Genomic DNA, 24,251 nt, shown 5'->3' with positions numbered 1-24,251 from the left:
ATGTTATGCAGCCTATGCAAGCACCAGTGCTGGAGCTGTCCGGCATCAGCAAGCGTTTCGCGGGCATTGTCGCGCTGAACAGGGTTGGGCTCTCGGTCCGCGCCGGCGAAGTGATGGCGCTGATCGGCGAGAACGGCGCGGGCAAGTCCACGCTGGTCAAAACGCTGACCGGCATCTATCAGCCGGATGAAGGCAGTATCCGGCTGGGCGGCAAGGAAGTCGCGTTCAGTTCTCCACAGGATGCGCAATGCGCCGGCATCACCGCCGTGCACCAGGAAACGGTGATGTTCGATGAACTGACCGTGGCGGAGAACATCTACGTTGGCCGCCAGCCCTGCCGTGGTGGACGCATCAACTGGAAGCAGATCGAATCCGAAGCGGAGAAGCTGTTCGAACGGCTGGAAGTCTCCCTGCCCGTGCGTGCGCGCGTGAAGGACCTGAGCGTGGCGCAGCGCCACTTTGTCGAAATTGCACGCGCCCTGTCGCAGGATGCTCGCGTGGTGATCCTGGACGAACCGACTGCCTCCCTCTCCCAGCGCGAAATCCAGGAGCTGTACCGCATCATCGGCCAGCTGCGCGCTGCCGGCACGGCGGTCATCTTCATCTCGCACAAGTTCGACGAAATCTTTACCGTTGCCGACCGCTACACGGTTCTGCGCGATGGCCAGTTCATTGCCGATGGTTCGCTCGCCGATATCACGGAATCGGAACTGGTCGCACTGATGGTCGGCCGCGCCGTGCAGGATGCTTATCCCAAGGCGGATGTCACACCCGGCGAAGTGCTGCTGGAAGTCGACCAGCTGTGCCACCCTACGGAATTCGACAACGTCAGCTTCCAGCTACGCCGCGGCGAGATCCTCGGCTTCTATGGCCTCGTCGGTGCGGGCCGCTCGGAAGTGATGCAGGCGCTGTTCGGGCTGACGGGTAACGTCTGCGGCAGCGTGAAGCTTGAAGGCAAGCCGGTACGCATCGGCTGCCCGCAGGACGCCGTCGCACACGGCATCGCTTATGTGCCGGAGGACCGCCAGCACCAGGGCGCGCACTTGTCGCTGCCCATCATGCAGAACATTACGCTGCCGATCCTGTCGCGGATTGGCTTCTTCCTGCGCAAGCGCCGCTCGGACGAATGCGCCATCGCGCGCCATTACGCGGAACAGCTGGAATTGAAGGCCAGCCACCTGACGCAAAATGTGTCCGAGCTTTCGGGCGGTAATCAGCAGAAGGTCGTGCTGGGCAAATGGCTGGCGACGCAGCCGAAAGTCATCATTCTCGATGAGCCGACCAAGGGCATCGATATCGGCTCCAAAGCTGCCGTGCACCGCTTTGTCAGCCAGCTGGTGGAGAAAGGTTTGTCCGTGATTCTCGTGTCGTCCGAACTGCCGGAGGTACTGGGCCTGGCCGACCGCGTGGTCGTCATGCACCAGGGCCATGTCAAACAAGTGTTCAGCCGCGATGAAGCGACGCCCGAACGCGTGGTGGCGGCGGCGTCCGCGCTGGAGACGGTATGAAGATTCTTAAACTACGCGAAACACAGCTCGCGCTCTCGATCGTTGCCCTCATTCTGCTGGTCGGTGTGCGTGCGCCGGTCTTCTTCAGCATTCCCAGCCTGGGCAATCTGCTGACGGACAGCACCTTGCTCATCATGCTTGCACTGGCACAGATGCTGGTCATCGTCACGCGTGGCGTGGACTTGTCCGTGGCGTCGAATCTGGCGCTATCGGGCATGGCGGCTGCGCTGCTGGCTTCGCGCAATCCGGGCTTGCCGCTGCCTGTCGTCGTGCTGGTTGCGATTGGGCTGGGACTCGTGCTCGGGCTGCTCAATGGCTGGCTGATTGGCTATCTGGAGCTGCCGCCCATCGTCGTCACACTGGGCACGATGAGCGTGTATCGCGGCTTGGTGTTCGTGCTATCCGGCGGCGCCTGGGTGAACTCGCACGAGATGCCGGATGGGTTTATCGCTTTTCCGCTGGAGCGCTTGCTGGGTCTCACGCATCTGGTGTGGATCGCTGCGGCGGCCGCGCTGGCGGTGTGGTTCCTCGCCTGCCATAGCCGCTTCGGCCGCGACCTCTACGCCATTGGCAACGAACCTTCTTCCGCGCGCTACGTCGGCATTCCGATTGCGCGTCGCCTGTTCTGGACGTACGGCTTGTCCGGCGCCGTAGCGGGCCTGTGCGGCTACCTGTGGGTAGCGCGCTACGCGGTTGCCTACACCGAGATCGCCTACGGCTTTGAATTCACCGTGATCGCTGCCTGTGTCATCGGCGGCACCAGCATCGCCGGCGGTTCCGGCTCGGTGCTGGGCGCGGTGCTCGGCGCCCTCTTCCTCGGCGTGATCGGCAATGCGTTGCCGGTAGTACAGGTTTCGCCGTTCTGGCAAAGCGCGCTGACGGGTCTCGTGATTCTGACCGCGGTGCTGATCAATGCACGCGGCAACCGCAGCAAGGGCCGTCAGATCCTGTCGCTGCACCTGACTAACAATGCAAGGAGTGCTGTATGAACTCCGTTCCGCTCATGTCCGCTCCCAGCACTTCACGCTACACCATTCTCGATCGTCCTGGCTTCCGCCTTGGCACCCTGCTGGGGCGCTGGGAATCTCTGCTCGCATTGCTGCTGATCGCCGTCTTCGCCATCAACAGCGTGGTGCTGCCGAATTTCCTCGATATCGACAACCTGGCTGACGGCACGTTCAACTTCAGCGAGAAGGCGCTGATCGCATTGCCGATGGCGCTACTGATCATCTGCCGCGAAATCGACATATCGGTGTCCGGCATTCTTGCGCTGTCTTCGGTGGCAATGGGGATGGCCAAAGCTGCGGGCTGGCCGGCGGAAAGCCTGCTGTTCGTGGCGCTGGCGACCGGCACGGCTTGCGGCGCGCTGAATGGCGTGCTGGTCACGCGCTTCGCCCTGCCCTCCATCGTTGTCACCATCGGTACGGTGTCGCTATTCCGCGGCCTGGCAAGCGTGGTGCTGGGCGACCAGGCCTTCACCGGTTACCCACAATTGATGGCCGACTGGGGCCAGGGCTATTTCTTTGGTTCGCTGCCACGCGAATTCACCGTGCTGCTGGTCTTTGCGGCGCTGTTTGCCTTCATGCTGCATGCGACGAGCTGGGGACGCCGCATTTACGCCATCGGCAATAACCCTGTTGCGGCACGCTTCTCCGGCATTTCGGTTGACCGTTACCGCTTCATGCTGTTCATGCTGACAGGCGCCATGGCCGGACTGGCAGGCTTCCTGCTGACGGGCCGCATCGGCAGCACGCGCCCGAACATTGCGATGGGCTGGGAGCTGGAAGTGATCACCATGGTCATTCTCGGTGGCGTGAGTATTTCCGGCGGCGCAGGCACCATCGGCGGCGTGATGCTGGCCGTGCTGACGCTGGGGATGGTGACCTTTGGCCTGTCGCTGGCCAATATCCCCGGCATCTACATGACGATTGCGGTCGGCGTACTGCTACTGGTGACCATTGCCTTGCCGCGGCTGCTGCGCGGCCGCAAGGTGGCCAAATGACGGCGACTGTTGTTCTCGATATCGGCAAGACCAATGCCAAGCTGACGCTGATTGCGGCCGATGGCACGCAGCTGGCCGAGCAGCGTAGGCCGAATAGCATCCTGCGCGATGGGCCGTACCCGCATCACGATACGGAAGGCCTCTGGACCTGGATGCTGGATGTGCTGCGCGGCTTTGCGCAGCAGGCCAGCATTGGCGCCATCGTGCCGGTCACGCATGGCGCGACTGCGGCGCTGGTCGATGATGAAGGCCTGGTGTTACCGGTCCTGGACTACGAATATGAGCTGCCTCCCGAGCATGTTGAGCGTTACCGCAAGTTGCGGCCTGCTTACGTCAATTCCTACTCTCCGCGTCTCGGCACCGGGCTGAATCTCGGCAGCCAGCTGGTGTGGCAGGCGATGGCCTTCCCTGCGGCGTTTGCGCGGGCGCGGCACGTCCTGATGTATCCGCAGTATTGGGCGTGGCGCTTGTCCGGCGTGGCGGCGAGCGAGGTGACGTCGCTGGGCTGTCACACGGATTTGTGGCAGCCGGCACGCCAGCGCTACTCGGCGCTGGTTGAGCGCATGGGCTGGCATCATCTGTTTCCGACGCTTCAGCTGGCATGGCAGTCGCTTGGGGCTCTGAAGCCCGATCTGGCGGCGCAGACGGGCTTGCCGGCGAACTGCCAGATCCTGTGCGGCATCCACGATAGCAATGCTTCCTTGTTGCGGCATCTCGGCGGCGCCGAGCCGCCTGCGGTGCTGTCGACCGGCACCTGGGTGATTGCTGCGGCGCCGGGCAAGGCCCTGGAGGGCTTGCGCGAAGAAGCTGACATGCTGGCGAACAGCAGCGCCTTCGGACAAGCCGTGGCGTGCATGCGCTTCATGGGCGGGCGGGAGTTTGGCGCGATTGCCGGCGACGCGCCTACGCCATGCAGTGTAGATGATCTGGCAAAAATCGTTGAGCAAGGCACGTTTGCCTTGCCAAGCTTCGCCGCAGCCGGACCTTTCGCACACGAGAGCGGCCGTATCGCTGGCCCCGCGCCGGCCAGCGCGGCGGAACGGTACGCCCTGGCGACCTTGTATGTGGCGCTCATGTGCGACTTCTGCCTGACTGCGTTAGACGTGCAGGGCGCTGTCGTGGTGGAAGGTGCGTTCACGGGGAACCCGCATTTCGCTCCAGTGCTGGCAGCACTGCGCGCGCGGGCGGCCGTGACGGCGACTGATGACACGAGCGGCACGACTTGCGGCGGCTGGCTGCTGCATCGGCGCGATGGGTCGCCGCAGCTGCATGGTCGCGTTGCGGAACCGCTTGCGCTGGCGGGCCTGGAGGGCTATCGCCAGCGCTGGCTGGAGCTTATTGCGGGATAAGGTTGATGTGGGCCGGCGCGTCGCGGTCGGCGCGCAGTGTCTGGCCGTCGGTGGTCAACTCGACCACCTGAATGCTGCTGCGGCGCGTGCCCTTCCCGTCCGGATGCGTGAAGTAGAACAGGAAGGCGCGGTCACCGCTCACCACGACATCGGGGTGTCCGCCAATTACGCGATCATCGTCGCCTTTGCCCGGATGCTGCAACAGATTGTCTGCCTGCCGCAGCCACGCCAGGGCATCGTTTGAGCGATACACAGCCAGACCGTGCCAGACATCGGTAATCATCCACCAGCTGCCCTTCCACTGAAAGATCTTCGGGCCTTCGCCTGCCTGGTCGCCCACAGCCCGGCCATGGTCAGTCCATTGCACCAGATCAGGGCTGTCGGCGTAGTAAATGGACTTCTTGTCCGCCTCATTGTTGTACCACATGCGCCAGCCGCCACCCGGCAAGCGCGCCAGGCTGGCGTCGATGACCTTCGGCGTCGCTAGCGTGAGCGGCTGCGCACTGCCCCAGTTGCGCAAGTCGGTGCTACTTAAATGAACGATACGGCGCGGATGCTTCCAGTCCGTGAAGATGCCCGGCACCACGGTCAGGAACATGTGATAGCTGCCATCCGGCGCGCGCACCACATCGGGCGCCCAGTGCGTGCTGTCGGTGCCGCCCATGTCGGCAGGGAGTTCGATATTGGCGGTGCCGACGTACTTCCACGCCGCACCGTCCGGCGATTCGGCGATGCCAATGCGCGTGCCGTGCACCCAGGCGATGTCCGCCAATCCAGCAACGTTGGCGCGGCGGTTGGTGTAGAACATCCACCAGCGGTTCACCATCGGATTCCAGATCACCACAGGATCGGCAGCACCGTCGTAGACCGGATCGCGGAACAGCGGCTTGGCCGCGGCATGACCGGCGGCGTCCGGCACCGGTTCGCCGAAATCCGGCGAGCCGTCCGCACGCCAATGGATCACCTGAGCGCGCGTATTGCGGTTTGGATCGCGCAATGAATCGCCCTGGATATCGCGGTAATTGCGCGCGTGGTAGACGATGATATCGGTCTTGCCGTCCGGCGTGGTCGTGAAGGAGTTGTGGCCCGGCCCATACTGCCCGTTCGCTGCGCTGCTGCGCATGACCGGCTCCGGCGATTTACGCCACGAGGCTGGATCGAGCAGATTGGCATCGTCGCCTGCGGTCAGCATGCCCATGGCGTAATTCGCGTCCGTCGCGCTGGCCGAATAGGTCAGGAACACCCGGCCATTGCGCACCAGGACCGCCGGCGCTTCGTTAACGTCAAAGCGCACCTTCTCCCACGGGTATTCCGGCGTTGACAGCATGGTCGCAGGACCGGTGATGGAGGTTGGTGTGTCCATCTTCGCGATGTAGATATTGGTCGCCTTGCTGGCCGTATCGCGGCCGCGCTGCGTCCAGACCAGATAGCGCTGGCCACGCAATTCGAAGGTAGTGGCGTCCAGCGAGAAGGACTCCCAGCCGGTCTTCAGCTGGCCGCGCTCGACCCACTCCCCCTTGAATGGATCGGGCGAACTGTTCTCCAGCACATACAGGCGGATTTCCCAGATCGCGTCGGCGCGTCCGGCTGTGAAGTAGATGTACCACTTGCCATTGATGCGATGCAGCTCCGGCGCCCAGATATGCGCCCCCATCTCGCCACTGGCATGCTTGCGCCACACGACCTGCGGCGTCGCGGCACCGAGATCGTTGAGCGTGCGGGCACGCCGCAATTCGATACGATCGTATTCGGGAACGGTGGCGGTGAAATAATAAAAGCCGTCCTGCTGCAGGACGACTTGCGGGTCGGCGCGCTGGAGCACCAGGGGATTATTGAATGCCGGATCGGCAGGGAGCGCGCACGCCCTCCCCGCCGCCAGCACCGCCAGCAGAACTGCTGCGAGAAAACGCAGCAGCGCGGGGAAGCGTGCAACCATCTAAGTCCTCAGTTTTTGTACGACAGGCTCACGAAATAGCGGCGTCCCGAGAAGGCCAGTTCGTTCACGCGGAACAGGTCGCCCGCGTCGGTAATCTGAGCCTCGTCGGTCAGATTTTTGCCTTCAACTGAGAAGGTCCAGTGCTGGTTCAAGCGGTACTGGAACTTCGCGTCCAGGAAACCGGTTTTCTCCTGGAAGTTCGGATTGCCCGACACGTCATTGACACCAGTATAGAAGCGGTCACGATAGGTGTAGGCCAGGCGCGCATTATATTTGTCGCGATCGTACCACAGCGCTACGTTGTAGCTATTCTTCGACAGGCCAGGATATGGCAGCGCGGTGCCATCCAGAGGATTGGTCAGCTCTGTGCCCGGCGCGAACTTGAAGGTCATGCGGGTGTAGTTCGTGTCGATGCCGAAGCCGCTCAGCCAGCCTGGCAGCATGGTCAGTGCGGTACGTGCCGTCAGCTCCACGCCCTTGGTCGTTGCGCCCTTGCCGTTGATCGGCTGGGTCACGTCGAACAGGTTGCCGTCGCCGAACAGGTTGACGTTCTTCACCAAAGCGGCATTGACGATGTAGCTGGTGATCTCTTTCTTGAAGAAGCCTGCGCTTATCTGGGTATCGGCGCTTGGGTAATATTCCAGGCTCAGGTCCGTGTTGGTGGCGCGGTATGGCTTCAGGTCCGGATTACCGGCCTTGCAATCGTCCGTGCCGTCGCCGCCGAATTGCGGATTGCCGCTGCCCGCGGTACAAGTCGCATTAGGCACCAGCAGGTCGATCGACGGACGCGCCATCACCTTGCCCCAGCCCACACGCGCCAGGAAGGAATCCGGAATCAGCCACATTGCCGCGTTCACGCTTGGCATCCAGTCGTGGTAAGTATTCTCCACGGTGGCGATACCGTTCGTCACTACGCGGTCGGTGTAAGTGGAGCTACCCGGCGAATTTTCCGTGCGCACCTGGTACTTCGCCAGACCGGTCGAGCGCTCCTGCGTCCGGGTATAACGGATGCCGATGTTACCGAAGATCTGGCGCTCGCCGACTTCGGTGCTGAAGTCCAGACGGCTGTAGCCCGCGGTGATGCGCTCGTCCGCCGAGTAAGCCGGAATCTGCGGATAGGTCTTACCGTCGCTGCCTGGCGCGTTATACAGATTGGCGTAGTTGAAGTGCGAGGTATCGAAGTATGGCACCGCACTGCTGTAGACCGGTGTCATCCAGTTGCTCGGCATACCGCTTACACCGTTGTAGCCCTTGAAGAAAGTGCTTGGCGAAGTGCCGCGAATTGTCGCGATCAGGTTCTGCATCGCAGTCGAATCGATGTACTTGGTCGAGTAGTTCGCGTTCAGGAAAGACTGCGTATCCGGTGCACGCTGCGCGCCGGTTTTGTTGAGCGGATCGTAGATCAGGGTCTGGTTGACGTTGGCGCTCACCACGTTGATATCGTCGGCAGTCGAAACCAGATCCTTGCCATTGCTGGCCAGGTAGCCACCGCCGTTGTACTGCTGCGCGGTGGTCTTGCGTCCCTGCACGCCAAACCACAGCTTCTGGAAGAACGGCGTCTTCAGACGGTATTTGAAGTCCAGCTTGGCCTGGTCTTCGGTGTTCTTCGTTTCGGAGGGACGGTACTGCAGCTGCACCTGCACGTAGGAGCTGTTCGCGTCAGGCGAATAACCGGACGGGAAATCGAAGTGCGGCAAGCCTTGCGAGTCCAGCGAGACTTTGAGGCCTGGCGCATTCTGCGTTAGCGCTATCTGATTACTTTCGGAGCTATAGCGCGACTTGGAGGTGTTGATCAGGGCCTTCGCTTCCCAATCGCCGCTCTTCCATTCCCAGCCGTTGGACAGGTATTGCGAACGGACCTTCAGCGAAAAGTCCCGCGCCGAAGTACCAAACGCGCCCTGGCCACCCTGGCCTGCGATATTCAGGCAGCTGCCGACGGTGTATTGCGTGACATAGTGATTGGCGACAGTGACACCATCGGGCGTACTGGCGGTCGGCACCGCGTTGCAAGTACCGGCGGTGGTCGGAACGCCGGTCGTTGCGTTGTACACCGGCGCGGTGCCGGCGTTGAACAGGCGGTTCACATTACTGAAGTCCGTGCCGAAGTTACGATCATTCAGGCGCTGGCTCTGGGTGTTGTCCTCGTAGCTGACGTAGGTGCGCAGGCCTTTATTGAATTCGTACTGTGCCGTGAATTCAGCGGACGAACGCTCGTGGTCGCGGGTCCAGATGCCGTAGCGCGCAATGCCTGGAGAATAGTCGAACCACTGCGATTGGCAGGCGGTCTTCTGTGCTGCGCTCAGCGTGCTGGCATTGCAGCCTCCCGGGGTGGTCACTGCGGCGACAGCGGGATCGAGGCTGGTGACGGTCTTGTCCGGCGAGAAGTCCCAGTCGCGCAGGAAGCGCCAGGAAGTATTGCGGGCATAGTCGTTACGGGTGTAGACCTTGTCGTACACCACGTTGGCCATCAGGCCCAATTTGCCGTCGAGGTATTTGTCGGCCAGCAGCAGGCTGGCGCGCGGCTGCACGCCGCCGCGGCTGGTGGCCTGCTCGCCCGACAAAGTGACTGCCACGGTCTTCTTCTTGAAGTCCAGCGGCTTGCGGGTCTGGATGATGACCGTGCCGCCAACACCGCCTTCAGTCAGGTCGGCGGTGGTGCCTTTGTAGACGTCGATCGATTGAATCAGCTCGGAAGCCAGCTCGCGCAGTTCAGCGCCGCGGCCCGCGGTACCGCCGGTGGCCAGCACGGACTGGCCGTTGATCTCTACGCGGTTCAGGTCAGGCTGCACGCCGCGAATGGAAACCTGGGAACCTTCACCAAAGTCGCGGCTCAGTTGCACGCCGGTGATGCGCGACAGTGCTTCGCCGACGTTCTTGTCGGGGAACTGGTTGATGTCTTCTGCCACCAGCGAATCGGAAACGGTGTCGTTGCGGATCTTGCGTTCGATGGCCGATGCGACCGATTGGCGGGTACCCGTCACGGTGACGACATTTTCTTTCGGTGGTGCGTCGTGGCGGCTGGTGCCGTCCGCGTCGCTGTCCTGCGCGAAGGCGCCGCCGGTGGCGACAAGGTAGCAGGCGATGGCGATGGCTGTACGGCGACTCTTCAAGCTGGTCTTGCGGTGAAGCTGACTCACGTTGATCTCCTCCGGGTGTACGATCAAAAGTCTGATCGTTTAATGTTCTAGTTGGTCAGCGCATTCTATGCGCGTGAAGAACGGAAAAATCAGGCGTGCGCCAAAGAATCAGCATGATGATCAAAGTGTTGAAGAAACCCCGCAGTTAAAGGCGGTCTGCGAATAAGCATATGCTTGCTGCAGTGCGCAAACGCTCAATTCGGTGATTGAACACCCGCGTTCAGGACAAAGAAAAAGCCCGCCGGCTCTTGCGAGGCGGCGGGCTTTGCGCGGTGCAGAATGACTGTGGCGCTGAAGGGCTTATGCGCCTTCGCGCAGTGCTTTCTTACGCTCGTGTTCCTTCAGGAAGCGCTTACGCAGACGGATGGATTTCGGGGTGATCTCGACCAGTTCGTCGTCCTCGATGAATTCAACCGCGTATTCCAGCGACATCTGAATCGGTGGCACCAGGCGCACGGCTTCGTCGGTACCGGAAGCACGCACGTTGGTCAGCTGTTTGCCCTTGATCGGGTTCACAACCAGGTCGTTGTCGCGCGAGTGGATACCGATGATCATGCCTTCGTACACAGGGGTGTTGTGCTCCACGAACATGCGGCCGCGGTCCTGCAGCTTCCACAGTGCGTAGGCAACGGCTGCGCCGTCGTCCTGCGAGATCAGCACGCCGTTGCGGCGGCCAGCCAGTTCGCCCTTGGAAGCGTCGACCGGGCCGTAGGCGTCGAACACGTGGGACATCAGGCCGGTACCACGGGTCAGGGTCATGAATTCGCCCTGGAAGCCGATCAGGCCACGCGCAGGAATGCGGTATTCCAGACGCACACGGCCTTTGCCGTCCGATTCCATGTTCTGCAGGTCGCCACGGCGGCGGCCCAGTTCTTCCATCACGCCGCCCTGGTTGGCTTCTTCCACGTCGACGCTCAGATTTTCGAATGGCTCGTGACGCACGCCGTCCACCATCTTGAACACAACGCGTGGACGGGACACAGCCATCTCGAAGCCTTCGCGGCGCATGTTTTCGATCAGGATGGTCAGGTGCAGTTCACCACGGCCGGACACTTCGAAGATGGTGTCGTCGTCGGTTGGTGCAACGCGCAGTGCCACGTTGGATTTCAGTTCCTTGTCCAGACGATCGCGCAGCTGGCGCGAGGTCACGAACTTGCCTTCGCGGCCAGCCAGCGGCGAGGTGTTGACCATGAAGTTCATGGTCAGGGTTGGTTCGTCCACGGTCAGCATTGGCAGCGGATCAGGGGTGTCGGCTGCGCAGACGGTGGAACCGATACCGATTTCTTCGATACCGTTGATCAGTATGATGTCGCCGGCAACAGCTTCGTCAACCAGCACGCGCTCCAGGCCCTTGAAGTTCAGCACCTGGTTGATGCGGCCCTTGATCGGGGTCGCGCCCGGACCGTCGACAATGACCACGTCCTGGCCGGTCTTCACGCGGCCACGGTTCACACGGCCGATACCGATCTTGCCCACGTAGGACGAGTAGTCCAGCGAGGTGATTTGCATCTGCAGCGGACCGTCCGGATTGTCGTCACGCACCGGCACGTATTTCAGGATGGCGTCGAACAGCGGCTTCATGTCGCCGCCGCGCACGGATTCGTCCATGCCGGCGTAGCCGTTCAGGCCCGATGCGTACACGATCGGGAAGTCCAGCTGTTCATCGGTGGCGCCCAGCTTGTCGAACAGTTCGAAAGTCTGGTTGATCGCCCAGTCAGCGCGTGCGCCCGGACGGTCGATCTTGTTCACGACCACGATCGGCTTCAGGCCCAGGGCCAGTGCCTTGCGGGTCACGAAACGGGTCTGAGGCATTGGGCCTTCTTGCGCGTCGACCAGCAGCAGCACGGAGTCCACCATCGACAGAACACGTTCCACTTCGCCGCCGAAGTCGGCGTGGCCCGGGGTGTCGACGATATTGATGTGGGTGCCTTCGTACTCAACGGCGCAGTTCTTCGACAGAATCGTGATGCCGCGTTCCTTTTCGAGGTCGTTCGAGTCCATGACGCGGGTGTCAACCTGCTGGTTTTCACGGAAGGTGCCCGACTGGCGCAGCAGTTGGTCCACGAGGGTCGTCTTGCCATGGTCAACGTGAGCGATGATGGCGATGTTGCGAATTGCGCGTTTGGTATTAGACATGATGGTTGTATTTACAGAAAGACTGCAAGTGCGGATGCACTGAACCCACTAGTATACCATGCTGCGTTGCAACCAACCAGTTTGATCCACCTCAAGCCCGCAACGCACGCTCGCAACACCGTTCTGCCCCACTGCTCCAGGGTGCAAGACCGACAACGACGTTCTCTGGAAACGCGCGGTCGAAAAGCTGTTCCGGGAACACCTGCAGTTTCACTGGCCTGCGGCTCATTCGCTGGCGGATTGGTCCGTTGCGCCCATCTTCCTCGAGCAGAAATTGCGCCCGAGGCCAACATGAAGGGCGGCAGGAAGGGCTCCGTGAGGGTAAATTGCTGACAGCTGGTGTGTGACGCGCGCTCGCTGGACGAGGTGTTCGGCTAGCGAGCGCGGGCGATCAGGGATGAGCGGTGGCGATGAGGCGTTCCGGGGCGAGGATGGCGTATTCGCCGAGCAGGCCGGTGCCGAGCAGGCGTTCGTCTTCGGCATACACGCGCACACGGCCTTGGTATGGCGCGGGAACGGCGATGGACGGCTCCTTGCCCAGCGGCAGGCGCTGGCCATGCAGAAAGCGCCTGGACAGTTCGTCGTTCAGCACCACGCGCGGGAAGGACGACAGCAGCGCATCAACGGGCGCCAGCAGCTCGCGTGGCGCGGCGTGAGCGGCCAGTTCTTCCAGCGTGATCATGCGGTCCGTGGTCAGCGCACCAACTTGCGTGCGGCGCAAGGCGTTCAGATGCGCGCCGCAGCCCAGCGCCGCGCCGATATCTTCACCGAGGACGCGGATGTAGGTGCCTTTGCTGCAGGTGACAGCAAGCTTCAGATACGGCGCTTCGTAAGAGATGAACTCCAGCGAATGAATCACCACATCGCGCGCCTCGCGTTCGAGCGTGATGCCTTCGCGAGCATATTCGTACAGCGGCTTGCCGTCGCGCTTCAGCGCGGAATACATTGGAGGCACCTGCTTGATCGGGCCGCGGAAGCGGGCCAGCACAGACTCGATTTGTTCAACGGTTACCGCGACCGGCAGCGTTTCGATCACGGCGCCTTCGGTGTCGCCCGTATCCGTGCGCACGCCGAGATGCACCGTGGTCAAGTAAGTCTTGTCGGCTTCCAGCAGGTCCTGCGAGAACTTGGTCGCTTCGCCGAAGCACAGCGGCAGCAGGCCGGTGGCGAAGGGATCGAGCGTGCCGGTGTGGCCCGCCTTCTTCGCGTTCATGAAGCGCTTGGCTTTGATCAGCGCGTCGTTGCTGGACAGGCCAACAGGTTTGTCGAGCAGCAGAACGCCGTCGACGAGGTCACGCACACGCTTCATTCTTCGTTTTCGTCGAAATCGGCGGCGCGGGTGGCGTTGGCCTTGTCGATCAGCGCGGACATGGCCATGCCGCGCGCGGCCGACACGTCATGCAGGAAGTGCAGCTGCGGCAGCGTGTGGATGTGCAGGCGCTTGCCCAGCTGGTTGCGCAGGTAGGACCGCCCCTACGCGCCGTGGGGCGGGTATTGCCCCCGCCATGAATGCGCCGTGCTGTTACAGCGTACGAGCGATTTCCTGTACTTCGAACACCTCGAGCTGGTCTCCTACTTCGATATCGTTGTAGCCTTTGAGGTTCAGGCCGCACTCCAGACCGGCGCGCACTTCCTTCGCGTCGTCCTTGAAGCGCTTGAGCGAGTCGATCTCGCCGGTCCACAGCACGATGTTGTTGCGCAGCAGGCGAACCGAGGAGGTACGCTTGACCACACCATCGGTAACCAGGCAGCCCGCAATCGCGCCGACCTTGGATACCAGAATAACCTGGCGAATCTCGACCTGGCCGATAACGTGTTCGCGCTTCTCCGGCGCCAGCATGCCCGACATCGCCGCTTTGACCTCTTCGATCGCATCGTAAATGATGTTGTAGTAGCGGATGTCCACGCCGTTGGCTTCGGCCAGCTTGCGCGCCTGTGCATCGGCACGGGCGTTGAAGCCGATGATGACTGCCTTGGAAGCGGTCGCCAGGTTGACGTCCGATTCCGAGATGCCGCCCACCGCAGCGTGCACGATCTGCACACGCACTTCGGAGGTCGACAGCTTCTGCAGCGAGCCAACCAGCGCTTCCTGCGAACCCTGCACGTCGGTCTTGATGATCAGCGGCAGATTCTTCACTTCGCCTTCGGCCATCTGGTCGAACATGTTCTCCAGCTTGGCGGCCTGCTGCTTGGCCAGTTTCACGTCGCGGAACTTACCTTGACGGAACAGACCGATCTCGCGCGCCTTGCGCTCGTCCGCCATCACCATGGCTTCTTCACCAGCGGCCGGCACTTCGGTCAGGCCCTGGATCTCCACCGGAATGGAAGGACCCGCTTCGGCGATCGACTTGCCGTTTTCGTCCAGCATGGCGCGCACGCGGCCGAAGGACGAACCTGCCAGCACCACGTCGCCACGCTTCAGCGTACCGGACTGCACCAGGATCGTGGCCACAGGACCGCGGCCCTTGTCCAGACGGGCTTCCACCACCAGGCCGCGCGCAGGCGCTTCGACCGGGGCTTTCAGTTCCAGCACTTCGGCTTGCAGCAGCACTTGCTCCAGCAGGTCGTCGATACCCTGGCCGGTCTTCGCGGACACCGGTACGAATGGCGAATCGCCACCATATTCTTCCGGCACCACTTGTTCTGCGATCAGTTCCTGGGTCACGCGCTCCAGGTTGCCGCCCGGTTTGTCGATCTTGTTGATCGCCACCACCAGCGGCACGCCTGCCGCTTTAGCGTGCGCAATCGCTTCCTTCGTTTGCGGCATCACGCCGTCGTCGGCAGCCACCACCAGGATCACGATGTCGGTTGCTTTCGCACCGCGGGCACGCATTGCCGTGAAGGCTTCGTGACCCGGCGTATCCAGGAAGGTGACGGTACCGCGCGGGGTGTCCACGTGGTAGGCGCCGATGTGCTGGGTAATGCCGCCGGCTTCGCCCGACGCCACTTTGGCGCGGCGGATGTAGTCCAGCAGCGAGGTCTTACCGTGGTCGACGTGACCCATCACGGTCACCACCGGTGCGCGCGGGGTCGCTTCGTACTCGGCGTGTTCGCCCTGGTCGGCCAGGATCGCTTCCGGATCGTCGACGGCGGCAGCGAAGGCCTTGTGGCCCATCTCTTCCACCACGATCATCGCGGTTTCCTGGTCCAGCACCTGGTTGATGGTGCACATCTGGCCCAGCTTCATCAGCTGCTTGATCACCTCGGATGCCTTGACCGACATCTTGTGTGCCAGCTCGGCGACCGTGATGGTCTCCGGCACGTGCACTTCCTTGATGATGGCTTCGGTCGGCGCCTGGAAGTTCGATTCGCGATCGTCCTGATGGCCACCACGGCGGCCACCTTTGCCGCCGGCACGCCAGCCGTCACGGCCGCCCGCACCACCGCCAGCGTTGCCGCGGCCCTTGGTGCCGGTGCTCGGCGCGCCACGGCGCTTTTCATCCTGCCAGGACGACGACACATTGGCCGACTTGATGGACTTCTTGTCGCCGCCCTTCTTGTCGTCCTTCTTGTCGCCGGCTGGGGCGCCAGCAGCGCCTGCGGCGGCTGGCTTCTTGTCGGCAGGCTTGTGCAGCGTACCTTCCGCGACTTTCGGCTTGGCCGGCGCAGCGGCAGCTGGTGCCGGCTCCGGGGCCTTCATCACGCGGCGTGGCTGGCTCATCATGGCCTTGATCTGGGCCACTTCGTCCGCCACTGCTTTACGTGCGCGCTCGGTCGCTTCAGCGCGTTCCGCCGCTTCTTTCACGGCGATTTCATGCTTGCGCTTCGATTCTTCAGCGTCAGCCTGACGCTTTTTCTCTTCTTCTTCAGCAACAGCTTTCTGCGCAGCGCCTGCAGCGGCAGCGGCAGCGGCCTTCTCGGCGGCGGCCTTGTCGGCAGCGGCTTTCTTGGCATCTTCCTCGGCGGCGCGCTTGGCTTCCTCGGCCGCCGCCTTGGCTTGCGCTTCCTTCTCGGCGTCCAGCTTGGCCAGACGCTCCTGCTTTTCTTTCAGTTCAGCTTCCTGACGCGCGATCAGCTCCGCCTGGCGGCGTGCTTCCTCTTCGCGGCGTGCGCGTTCAGCCTCGTCGACTACCGGAGCGGTAGCGGCCGGGGTGGTGACCAGGTCGTCGCGCTGCACGAAGGTGCGCTTCTTGCGAACTTCAACCTGGATGGTGCGCGCTTTGCCGGTGGCGTCAGCCTGCTTGATCTCGGAAGTTTCCTTGCGGGTCAGGGTGATCTTTTTCTTCTCGCCCTGCTCCGCACCAGCGCCGTGGGTACGGCGCAGGTGTTCCAGCAGCTTGTCCTTATCATCTTTTGACAATGGATCTGACGCCGAACTTTTATCGACGCCAGCAGAACGCAGCTGCGACAGCAGCAAATCTGCAGGCATCTTCAGTTCGGTGGCAAATTGGGCTACGTTGTTACTCGCCATTCAGTCCTCTTTTCTTGTGTCTCGGATGATAAAGGTGCTACTCAAGCTTTGGCTGCCTCGGCTGCCGACCATGCCTTGGCCTGCAGGGCCTTGGCGCGTTCGTCGTACTTGGCATCGACCAGCTTCATTTCATCGTCGGTCACATTTTCAAATTCATTCGAAATCAGTTCACGTGCACGGTCCGACGACAGGGCCAGAATGGCGCCGAATTCGTCGTAGGCCAGGCCGGTAAATTGCGCCAGCGACTTGATGCCAGCCAGGCCCAGCTTGCCCGCGGTAACGCGGTCCATGCCTTCCAGGCCGACCAGCGCTTCGTCCATGCCTTCCAGGCCTTCTTCCGAAGCGATCGCCTCGGTAACCAGGGCGTCACGGGCGCGGGTACGCAGCTCGTTGACGGTGTCCTCGTCGAAAGCCTCGATATCCAGCATCTCGGAGATCGGCACGTAAGCGATTTCTTCCAGGCTGCTAAAGCCTTCTTCCACCAGGATGTCGGCCACTTCCTGGTCCACATCCAGTTTTTCCATGAACAGCGTGCGGGTAGCGGCGGTTTCGGCGGCAACCTTGTCGGCCGATTCTTCGGCGGTCATGATGTTGATCTTCCAGCCGGTCAGCTCGGAAGCCAGGCGCACGTTCTGGCCGGAGCGGCCGATCGCGATTGCCAGGTTTTCTTCGTCAACCACCACGTCCATGGCGTGCTTGTCTTCATCAACCATGATCGAGCTGACGTTGGCCGGAGCCAGCGCGCCAATCACGAACTGCGCCGGATCTTCCGACCACAGCACGATGTCCACACGCTCGCCGCCCAGTTCAGCGGTCACAGCCTGAACGCGGGAACCGCGCATGCCGACGCAGGTACCGATCGGGTCGATACGCTTGTCGCTGGTGTGCACGGCGATCTTGGCGCGCACGCCGGCGTCGCGGGCGGCGGATTTGATTTCCAGCATGCCCTGCTCGATTTCCGGCACTTCCAGTTCGAACAGCTTCATGATGAACTCTGGCGCGGTGCGCGACAGAATCACCTGCGGGCCGCGCATATTGCGGTCCACGCGCAGGATGTAAGCACGTACGCGGTCGCCGATACGCAGATTCTCTTTCGGGATCATCTGGTCGCGTGGCAGGCGTGCTTCGATCTTGCCGGATTCAACGATGGCATCGCCGCGCTCCATGCGCTTGATGGTGCCGGTTACCAGCGCATCGCCGCGCTCCAGGAAGTCTTGCAGGATCTGCTCGCGCTCTGCGTCGCGCACGCGCTGCAGCACGACCTGCTTGGTGTCCTGCGCGAAGCGGCGGCCGAATTCCACGGATTCGATCGGCTCTTCAATGTATTCATCGACTTCGATGTCAGGGATCTGTTCCTTGGCTTCGAACAGCAGCACTTCCTGGTCAGGCAGCTGCAAACCGGCCTCGTCCGGCACCACGTGCCAACGGCGGAAGGATTCGAATTCACCGGATTCGCGGTCGATCGAAACGCGAATATCGACTTCGCCTTCATAGCGCTTCTTCGTGGCTTGCGCCAGTGCGAACTCGAGCGCACCGAACACAACGTCCTTGTCGACGTTCTTTTCGCGCGCCAGCGCATCAACCAATAACAAAACTTCGCGACTCATGCTTTGCGGCTCCTAAAATCCACCTGTGGCACCAAGCGTGCCTTATCAATGTCCGCGAGCGTGAAATTCAGCACCGCAGGACCATCTTTACCTTCAAATTCAATACCCAGTTGTTCGCCTTCCGGCTCCGTCAGGATGCCCTGGTAGGACTTGCGGTTCGCGGTGCCGGGAATCGCCATGCGCAGCTTGACGATGGCTTCACTGCCGGCAAAACGCACGAAGTCGCTGAACTTGCGCAGCGGGCGGTCCAGGCCGGGCGACGAAATTTCGAGGCGCTCGTAAGGAACGTTCTCGACCGTCAGCACGTGCGACAGCTGGTGGCTCACCGTGGCGCAGTCTTCAACCGTAATCGGTCCTTTTTCCTCAGCGTCTTCCGCGGTGAAATCGATGTACACACGCAGCAGTCCGCGCTCGGCCCGCTCGAAATCGACCAGGTCGTAGCCGAGGCCCGATACGGTCTTTTCAATCAATTCAGGCAATTGCAAGGAAAAATCTCCAGATACTCAAAACGGTTCAACCAAAAAAAAATGGGCAACTGCCCATCTTCTTGTCCTACAGCCAGATGAAAGCACCCTCAGCAAAACTACCTTGCGAAGAACTTTTACTAGGCTGCTCATTATAGCGCCTTATTGACTTCGCTGCAATGCCGCATACCACATCACGGAACTTACAACAATATCAATCGGCGCTAAAAACCACTGCATAACCCAGGTGGCAGGCACGTCGTGCCTGCCACCAGATTCTGCCGTGGGTTTTAACCCTTGCGGCGGCGCGGCATGCCATGATCCATGGCGCCACCACGCTGCTGGCCACCACGGCGCTGCTGCTGGCCGTGGCCGGCGAAGCCGAAAGTGGTCTGCAGCGGGTCCGGCTGGCGCGGGCCTTTGCCCTTGTTGCCGCCGCGATTGTTACCACCGCCACCACCACCGGCACCGCCCTGGCGCTGGTCGCCGAAGCCGGCATGGCCATGAGCACCACCGCCGCTGCGGCCGGCGCCAAAGAAGTTGCCCTGGCCACCCTGGTTGCGGCCGCCACGCGGCGCGACCGGGAACGGGTCAGCATTCTTGTTGCTCACGTCCATACGGTTGCCATTTGGCTCACGTTCGCGCTTGTTGCCGCCACCTTGCTGCTGCGGCTTCTTCTGCTCGCCGCCGCCAGCGGATTCTTTCTTGAAGCCAACAGCCGCCAGCAGGTCGCGCACGGTGTTTTCTTCCATTTCTTCCCAGCGGCCGCGCTTCAGGTTGCTCGGCAGGGTCAGCGCGCCGTAGCGGGTACGGATCAGGCGGGACACGGTCAGGCCGATCGCCTCGAACATGCGGCGCACTTCACGGTTACGGCCTTCGCCGATCACCACGCGGTACCACTTGTTGACGCCTTCGCCGCCACCGTCGGCGATCTTGGAGAACTGCGCCATGCCGTCTTCCAGCTCGACGCCGGCCAGCAGCTTCTGGCGCATACCCTCTTCCAGCTCGCCCAGGGTACGCACGGCGTACTCGCGGTCGATGTTGTAGCGTGGGTGCATCAGGCGGTTGGCCAGGTCACCGCTGGTCGTGAACAGCAGCAGGCCTTCGGTATTGAAGTCCAGACGACCAACGGCCAGCCATTTGCCCACTTTCATGGTCGGCAGGCGGTCGAACACGGATGGGCGGCCATCCGGATCGTCGTGCGACACGATTTCGCCGGCCGGCTTGTGATAGACCAGCACGCGCGGCGGCTTCTTGCTCACCTTGCGCTGCACCAGCTTGCCGTTGATACGCACGGTATCGGTCGGCAGGATGCGCTGACCGATGTGGGCCGGCTCGCCGTTCACCGACACGCGCCCGGCGATGATCAGCTCTTCCATATCGCGGCGCGAGCCCATGCCGGCGTCGGCCAGCACTTTGTGCAGCTTCGGCGCATCGTCTTCCGCAGTCAGGTCGCGGCGCACCGGCTTCGGCTGGTGCTTGCCCTTCGCGCCGTCTTCGCGGTCGAAGTCTTCCGAGGTTACGAAGGAGAACACGGCATCCGCTTCGGAGGCCTTGTCCTTGTTCTTCATCTTGTTGCCGAAGGCGCCATGCACACGCTGCTTCTGGCCCTGGCCCTGGCCTTGCTGGCCGCCCTGGGCCTGCTGGCCTTGCTGGCCTTCGCCGTGCTGCTGGCCATGCTTGCCCTTCTTGTTCTTGTGCTTGCCATGCTTCTTACCGTGACGCTCACCTGGAGCGGTCGTCGGCCAGACACCGTCGCCTGCCGATGCGTCGCCAGCGGCGTTGTCAGCGCCTGCGGCGGCTGGCGCTGCGGCGTGTGCGGATTCGGCGCGCTCGGCATCGCGGTGAGCGCGCTGCTCGCGCATCTGGCGCGGACCACGCGGCCCGCGAGCTTTATTGTCGCCAGCGGACGGCGTGGCACCCGAACCTGCAGCGGAAACATCGGCATCCGCGTCGGCACGGCCTGTACCAGCACCGGCGCCACGGGCCGAACCGGCGCGGCTTGCGCCAGCAGCGGCCACAACGGACGCATCGGCATCCGCGCCAGCGGCGGCACGGGTTGCTCCGGTCGCTGCGGCGGCGCCAGCGGCGGAGCGGGACGCGGCACCAGCGGCATCCTCGGCGGTGGCCTTGCGGGATGCAGCGGTCTTGCGGGCCGGCTTAGCGGCTGCCGCGGCCTCAGGGGCGTCGCTCGCGGCCGGGGCGGCGTCAGCGGCTTTCCTGGTGGCGCGCTTTTTGGCTGGCGCAGGCGCTGCGTCAGCAGAAGCTGCATCAGCGGCCGGGCTCACGCCAGCGTCGGCCGCAGCCTTGGCCTTGCTTGCACGCGGCTTTTTGACGGGTGCTTCGCCGGAAGCGGCAGCTGCTGCGGCCGCAGCATTATCAGCCTCGATCTGCGCTTTGGTGCGGCGCTTAGGCTTCGCAGCTGGCGTATCGGCGGCCTGGACGCCGGTCTCTGGGGTATTCTCAGATTTGTTCATTATTCGTGTCTTGTGATGGCTCAGCGTCTGGCGTTGCTTCCGGCGCCGTTTCTACTACCGGCTCCTCTGCGGGAGCCGCTTCAACAGTGTTCTCAGTGTGTTCGGCAGCGTGGGCCGCCTTCTCGAAATTCTCTTCCAGCGCCGCCTCCAATACTTCCAGCGGGTTGGACTCCTGCTCACCGCCCAATTGCTGCAGCGGCGGCAACTGGGACAGCGAATCCAGTCCCAGATCGTCCAGGAACTGCTTGGTGGTCCCCAGCAAGGCCGGACGGCCCAGCACATCGCGGTAGCCGACCACATCAACCCAGCCGCGATCTTCCAGCATCTTGATCGTCTGCGAGTTCACGGCGACCCCGCGGATTTCCTCGATATCGCCGCGGGTAACCGGCTGGCGATAGGCGATGATCGCCAAAGTTTCCAATGTGGCGCGCGAATATTTCGGCACCTTTTCCGGACTCAAGCGGTCTAGGTATTGCTTCATTTCAGGACGGCTCTGGAAGCGCCAGCCACTCGCCAGGCTGACCACTTCAATTCCGCGCCCCTGCCAATCCAGGCGCAATTCTTCCAATAATTCCTTGATCGTATCGGCGCCGACACCCAGGCCCAGCGGGTTGCCCTGATCATCGACATCGACATACAGCTTTTTCAGGCTGTGGATCGACAAAGGCTCAGTCGCGCATAGCAGCGCGGTTTCGAGGACTTTTTTCGCCTCAACTGTATTCATAGCGTATTGTTGGTTGCAAAGCGATGCAAGAGAAGCGCCGGGCCGCTGCGCGCCGGGGCGAAAGTCTCAGATGGAGAGTATTGTTTTCAGGGCGAAAACAGGACGGCAGACCCAGAACGATTGGCGCCGTTACATCCAACTGCGCCAATTGTACCTTATAAAACCGCGAACGGTGCAATTCGCGGGAAATGGTTTAGTGCGTTGCTAATTTTTCAGCCAAGATTGCCGAAACACCAACAAAAGCCGGATATTCGGCGGTAATGACATAAGTAGGAATGGCCGACAGATAGCCGCGGAATCGCCCCTTGGCTTCAAAACGCGCACGGAAGCCGGAACGGTCGAAGCGCTCGCCCAGGCGCGGCACGATGCCGCCGCCAATATAAATACCGCCAACCGCGCCCAGCGTCACGCCCAGGTTGCCGGCGATGGTGCCCATCATGGTGCAAAAATGCTCGATCGCCTCGTCGCACAGCGGGCATTCGCCGGCCAGCGCGCGGCGTGCGATTTCGGATGCTGCCATGACTTCCGCCGGTTGCCCACGCAGATGCGCCACCGCGCGATACAGCAGCTCAATACCCTGGCCGGACAGCAGGCGTTCGGCCGACACGTGTTCGAATTCGGTCCAGGCGTACTGCAGAATCGCCACTTCGTCCGCATTCATCGGCGCGAAGCTGACGTGGCCGCCCTCGCTCAGCAGCGCAGTCCAGCCGGCCGGCGAAGGAATCAGGCCGGAAACGCCCAGGCCCGTGCCCGCCCCTACCAGGCCCAGAGCGCCCGGCTGCGGCATACCGCCACCCACCTGATGCTTCTGCGCGTCGGACAAATGCGGCAGCGAGCGCGCCAGCGCCGTGAAATCGTTGACCACCACCAGCACTTCGAAGCCCACTTCCTGACGCATGGCTTCGATGGAGAATTCCCAATGATGATTGGTCATGCGCACAAAGTCGCTGTTCACCGGATTGGCGATGGCGATCGCGCCATGACGGATGCCCGTGCCGGAAGCCGCCTGCACATCGGGAAGCGCCAGATAAGCCTTCAGCGCATCGGCCAGCGTGGCATAGGCAGAGCCCGACAGCACGTGGATATGGCTGATCTGGCCGGCTCCCAGTTCCAGCGCGAAACGGGCATTGGTGCCACCGATATCAGCCAGCAGGCGCGGCGCGGAGAGGGTTTGAGCAGTCATGGCAAGAAGCAAAATAAACGAGCCTTAATCCTACGGGATTTCTTGGCGCAAACGCAAGTCATCTTTGTAGTTTGGGTACAAAAATAGGATAGAACGCCACATTGTGAGATATTTGCCGCGTAGTATGACTACTGTTTGCGCGTCGATCAGATAGCAAAAACCACGAGCGGAAAAAGGGGTGGCTGGCACGATGTGCCAGCCACCAGCTCTTGCTTTAGGGGTGAGAATTACGATGTGCCAGCCACCAGCTCTTGCTTTGGGGGTGAGAATTACGATGTTTCAGCCACCAGCTTTTGCCTTGGGGGCGAGATTTATTGACCGGCGGGCGACAGATTGTCGGGATCGCGCTCCGCCACCACGGCCGTCGCGGTTTCAGGACGGAAGGCGCTATTCCACGCGTCCAGGCCGCCGTGCAGCGGCTTGGCGCGCTTGTAGCCGAAGGAATGCAGCTGTTTGGCGACCTTGGCGGCCGTCACATCGTTCGGGCAGCTGCAATAGACGATGATGTGACGGTCCTTGGGCAGCGAGGCTATCAACTTGGTCGGATCGCCGTTGACAAGCAAGGCGCCGGGCACTGGCGGGTCCAGCATCTGGGCGGTCTGGCTGCGCGCATCGATCATGATCGGATCGTGACCCTCATCCAGCAGCTCTTTCAGCTCGTCGACGGAAATACGCTCGGTCTGCATCGCCTTCTGGAAACGGCGGCGCTCGACGTATTTGGCCACGATGAACAGGGTCAGCAGCACGCCCAGCACCATCAGGGCGGTCGAGCCCATGGTCGAGAGCAGATCCAGCACCGCATCCACGTCCGAGTGGAAGTAGGCGCCAATGGCGATGCCGGTGGCGCTCCACAGCAGGCCGCCGGTCAGGGCGAAGCCGAGGAAAGCCGGCAGCCGCGTGCCCATGGCGCCGGCCAGCGGCGGAGCAATGGTATTGAAGCCGGGGATGAACTTGGCCACCACCATGGATTTCGGACCCCACTTCTTGAAATTGTCCTCGGTCTGGCTGACGCAATAATCCGGCGACAGCGAGATCTTGCACAGCAGCTTGAGAATGCGTTTGCCGTAGCGGCGGCCGGCGCGGAACCAGAACAGATCAGCCAGCAGGCAGGCGGACATCGCCACCAGCAGCACGCCCCAGAACGGCGTACTACGCGCATCGTCCATGGCCAGCGCACCGGCGACGATCAGGATCGGATAGGCGGGGATCGGCATCCCTATCTGCTCGACAAGCACGACAGCGAACACAATCAGGACGCCATAATGCTGCAGGAGGGAGATCAAGTTAGCCATAGTAGTCGTATCTTAACGCAATTCA

15 protein-coding genes and 1 pseudogene are annotated in these 24,251 nt (G+C 62.1%); 4 read left to right on the top strand and 12 right to left on the bottom strand.

The genetic code is table 11. The features are described from left to right. Nucleotides 1-5 precede the first annotated feature (5 nt). From AB4Z19_RS15125 to AB4Z19_RS15110, 4 genes are read left to right on the top strand one after another with little or no spacing between them, the layout of a single operon-like run. On the top strand, nt 6-1,508 hold the full coding sequence (locus tag AB4Z19_RS15125; RefSeq protein ID WP_442026642.1) for a sugar ABC transporter ATP-binding protein: 1,503 nt from the start codon (nt 6-8) through the stop codon (nt 1,506-1,508). Next, nucleotides 1,505-2,497, top strand: coding sequence for an ABC transporter permease (locus AB4Z19_RS15120; protein WP_442026640.1), 993 nt, complete (start codon nt 1,505-1,507; stop codon nt 2,495-2,497). Before AB4Z19_RS15125 ends, AB4Z19_RS15120 begins: the two co-directional genes overlap by 4 nt. Next, nucleotides 2,494-3,510: an ABC transporter permease gene (locus AB4Z19_RS15115; RefSeq protein WP_442026638.1), complete on the top strand. Its 1,017-nt coding sequence runs from the start codon at nt 2,494-2,496 to the stop codon at nt 3,508-3,510. The genes AB4Z19_RS15120 and AB4Z19_RS15115 overlap by 4 nt, the downstream gene beginning before the upstream one ends. Continuing rightward, nucleotides 3,507-4,859 (top strand): FGGY-family carbohydrate kinase, encoded by a 1,353-nt coding sequence (locus AB4Z19_RS15110; protein ID WP_442035551.1) that lies wholly within the window; start codon nt 3,507-3,509, stop codon nt 4,857-4,859. The genes AB4Z19_RS15115 and AB4Z19_RS15110 overlap by 4 nt, the downstream gene beginning before the upstream one ends. On the opposite strand, the gene AB4Z19_RS15105 is transcribed toward AB4Z19_RS15110, so the two are convergent. The 12 genes and pseudogenes from AB4Z19_RS15105 to AB4Z19_RS15050 all read right to left on the bottom strand — a co-directional run bounded on the left by AB4Z19_RS15105 (nt 4,846) and on the right by AB4Z19_RS15050 (nt 24,226). After that, nucleotides 4,846-6,795 (bottom strand): family 43 glycosylhydrolase, encoded by a 1,950-nt coding sequence (locus AB4Z19_RS15105; RefSeq protein ID WP_442035550.1) that lies wholly within the window; start codon nt 6,793-6,795, stop codon nt 4,846-4,848. The genes AB4Z19_RS15110 and AB4Z19_RS15105 overlap by 14 nt on opposite strands. Nucleotides 6,796-6,803: 8 nt before the next feature. Next, nucleotides 6,804-9,932: a TonB-dependent receptor gene (locus AB4Z19_RS15100; RefSeq protein ID WP_442035549.1), complete on the bottom strand. Its 3,129-nt coding sequence runs from the start codon at nt 9,930-9,932 to the stop codon at nt 6,804-6,806. Nucleotides 9,933-10,232: 300 nt separating this feature from the next. Beyond that, nucleotides 10,233-12,068: a translational GTPase TypA gene (gene typA, locus AB4Z19_RS15095; protein ID WP_442035548.1), complete on the bottom strand. Its 1,836-nt coding sequence runs from the start codon at nt 12,066-12,068 to the stop codon at nt 10,233-10,235. Nucleotides 12,069-12,459: 391 nt separating this feature from the next. Continuing rightward, nucleotides 12,460-13,377 carry a tRNA pseudouridine(55) synthase TruB gene (gene truB / locus AB4Z19_RS15090; protein WP_442035547.1) on the bottom strand — a complete coding sequence of 306 codons (918 nt, stop codon included), beginning with the start codon at nt 13,375-13,377 and terminating at the stop codon, nt 12,460-12,462. Beyond that, nucleotides 13,374-13,532, bottom strand: a pseudogene (locus AB4Z19_RS15085) (30S ribosome-binding factor RbfA); the annotation flags it as partial. The pseudogene AB4Z19_RS15085 and the gene truB, both read right to left, overlap by 4 nt. Nucleotides 13,533-13,590: 58 nt before the next feature. Next, entirely contained in the window at nt 13,591-16,479 is a 2,889-nt protein-coding gene (infB, locus tag AB4Z19_RS15080; protein WP_442027693.1) for a translation initiation factor IF-2, read from the bottom strand. A gap of 41 nt (nt 16,480-16,520) precedes the next feature. Further along, entirely contained in the window at nt 16,521-18,086 is a 1,566-nt protein-coding gene (gene nusA / locus AB4Z19_RS15075) for a transcription termination factor NusA (RefSeq protein WP_442035546.1), read from the bottom strand. Next, nucleotides 18,083-18,571 carry a ribosome maturation factor RimP gene (rimP, locus tag AB4Z19_RS15070; protein ID WP_442026476.1) on the bottom strand — a complete coding sequence of 163 codons (489 nt, stop codon included), beginning with the start codon at nt 18,569-18,571 and terminating at the stop codon, nt 18,083-18,085. Before rimP ends, nusA begins: the two co-directional genes overlap by 4 nt. Before the next feature lie 269 nt (nt 18,572-18,840). Continuing rightward, nucleotides 18,841-21,027: a 23S rRNA pseudouridine(2605) synthase RluB gene (gene rluB, locus AB4Z19_RS15065; protein WP_442035545.1), complete on the bottom strand. Its 2,187-nt coding sequence runs from the start codon at nt 21,025-21,027 to the stop codon at nt 18,841-18,843. Next, a complete protein-coding gene (gene scpB, locus AB4Z19_RS15060) occupies nt 21,014-21,751 on the bottom strand; it encodes an SMC-Scp complex subunit ScpB (RefSeq protein ID WP_442035544.1) in 738 nt (245 codons plus the stop codon). Before scpB ends, rluB begins: the two co-directional genes overlap by 14 nt. A 193-nt stretch (nt 21,752-21,944) precedes the next feature. Further along, a complete protein-coding gene (locus AB4Z19_RS15055; RefSeq protein WP_442026479.1) occupies nt 21,945-22,934 on the bottom strand; it encodes a glucokinase in 990 nt (329 codons plus the stop codon). Between the two features lie 311 nt (nt 22,935-23,245). Beyond that, nucleotides 23,246-24,226 (bottom strand): VTT domain-containing protein, encoded by a 981-nt coding sequence (locus AB4Z19_RS15050; RefSeq protein ID WP_442035543.1) that lies wholly within the window; start codon nt 24,224-24,226, stop codon nt 23,246-23,248. Nucleotides 24,227-24,251: the final 25 nt, after the last annotated feature.

The sequence above is a fragment of the Pseudoduganella sp. RAF19 genome (assembly GCF_052114165.1).
Taxonomy (GTDB): domain Bacteria; phylum Pseudomonadota; class Gammaproteobacteria; order Burkholderiales; family Burkholderiaceae_D; genus Rugamonas.
The sequence above is the reverse complement of the archived record's forward strand: the minus strand, read 5'-3'. Positions and strand labels throughout refer to the sequence as shown.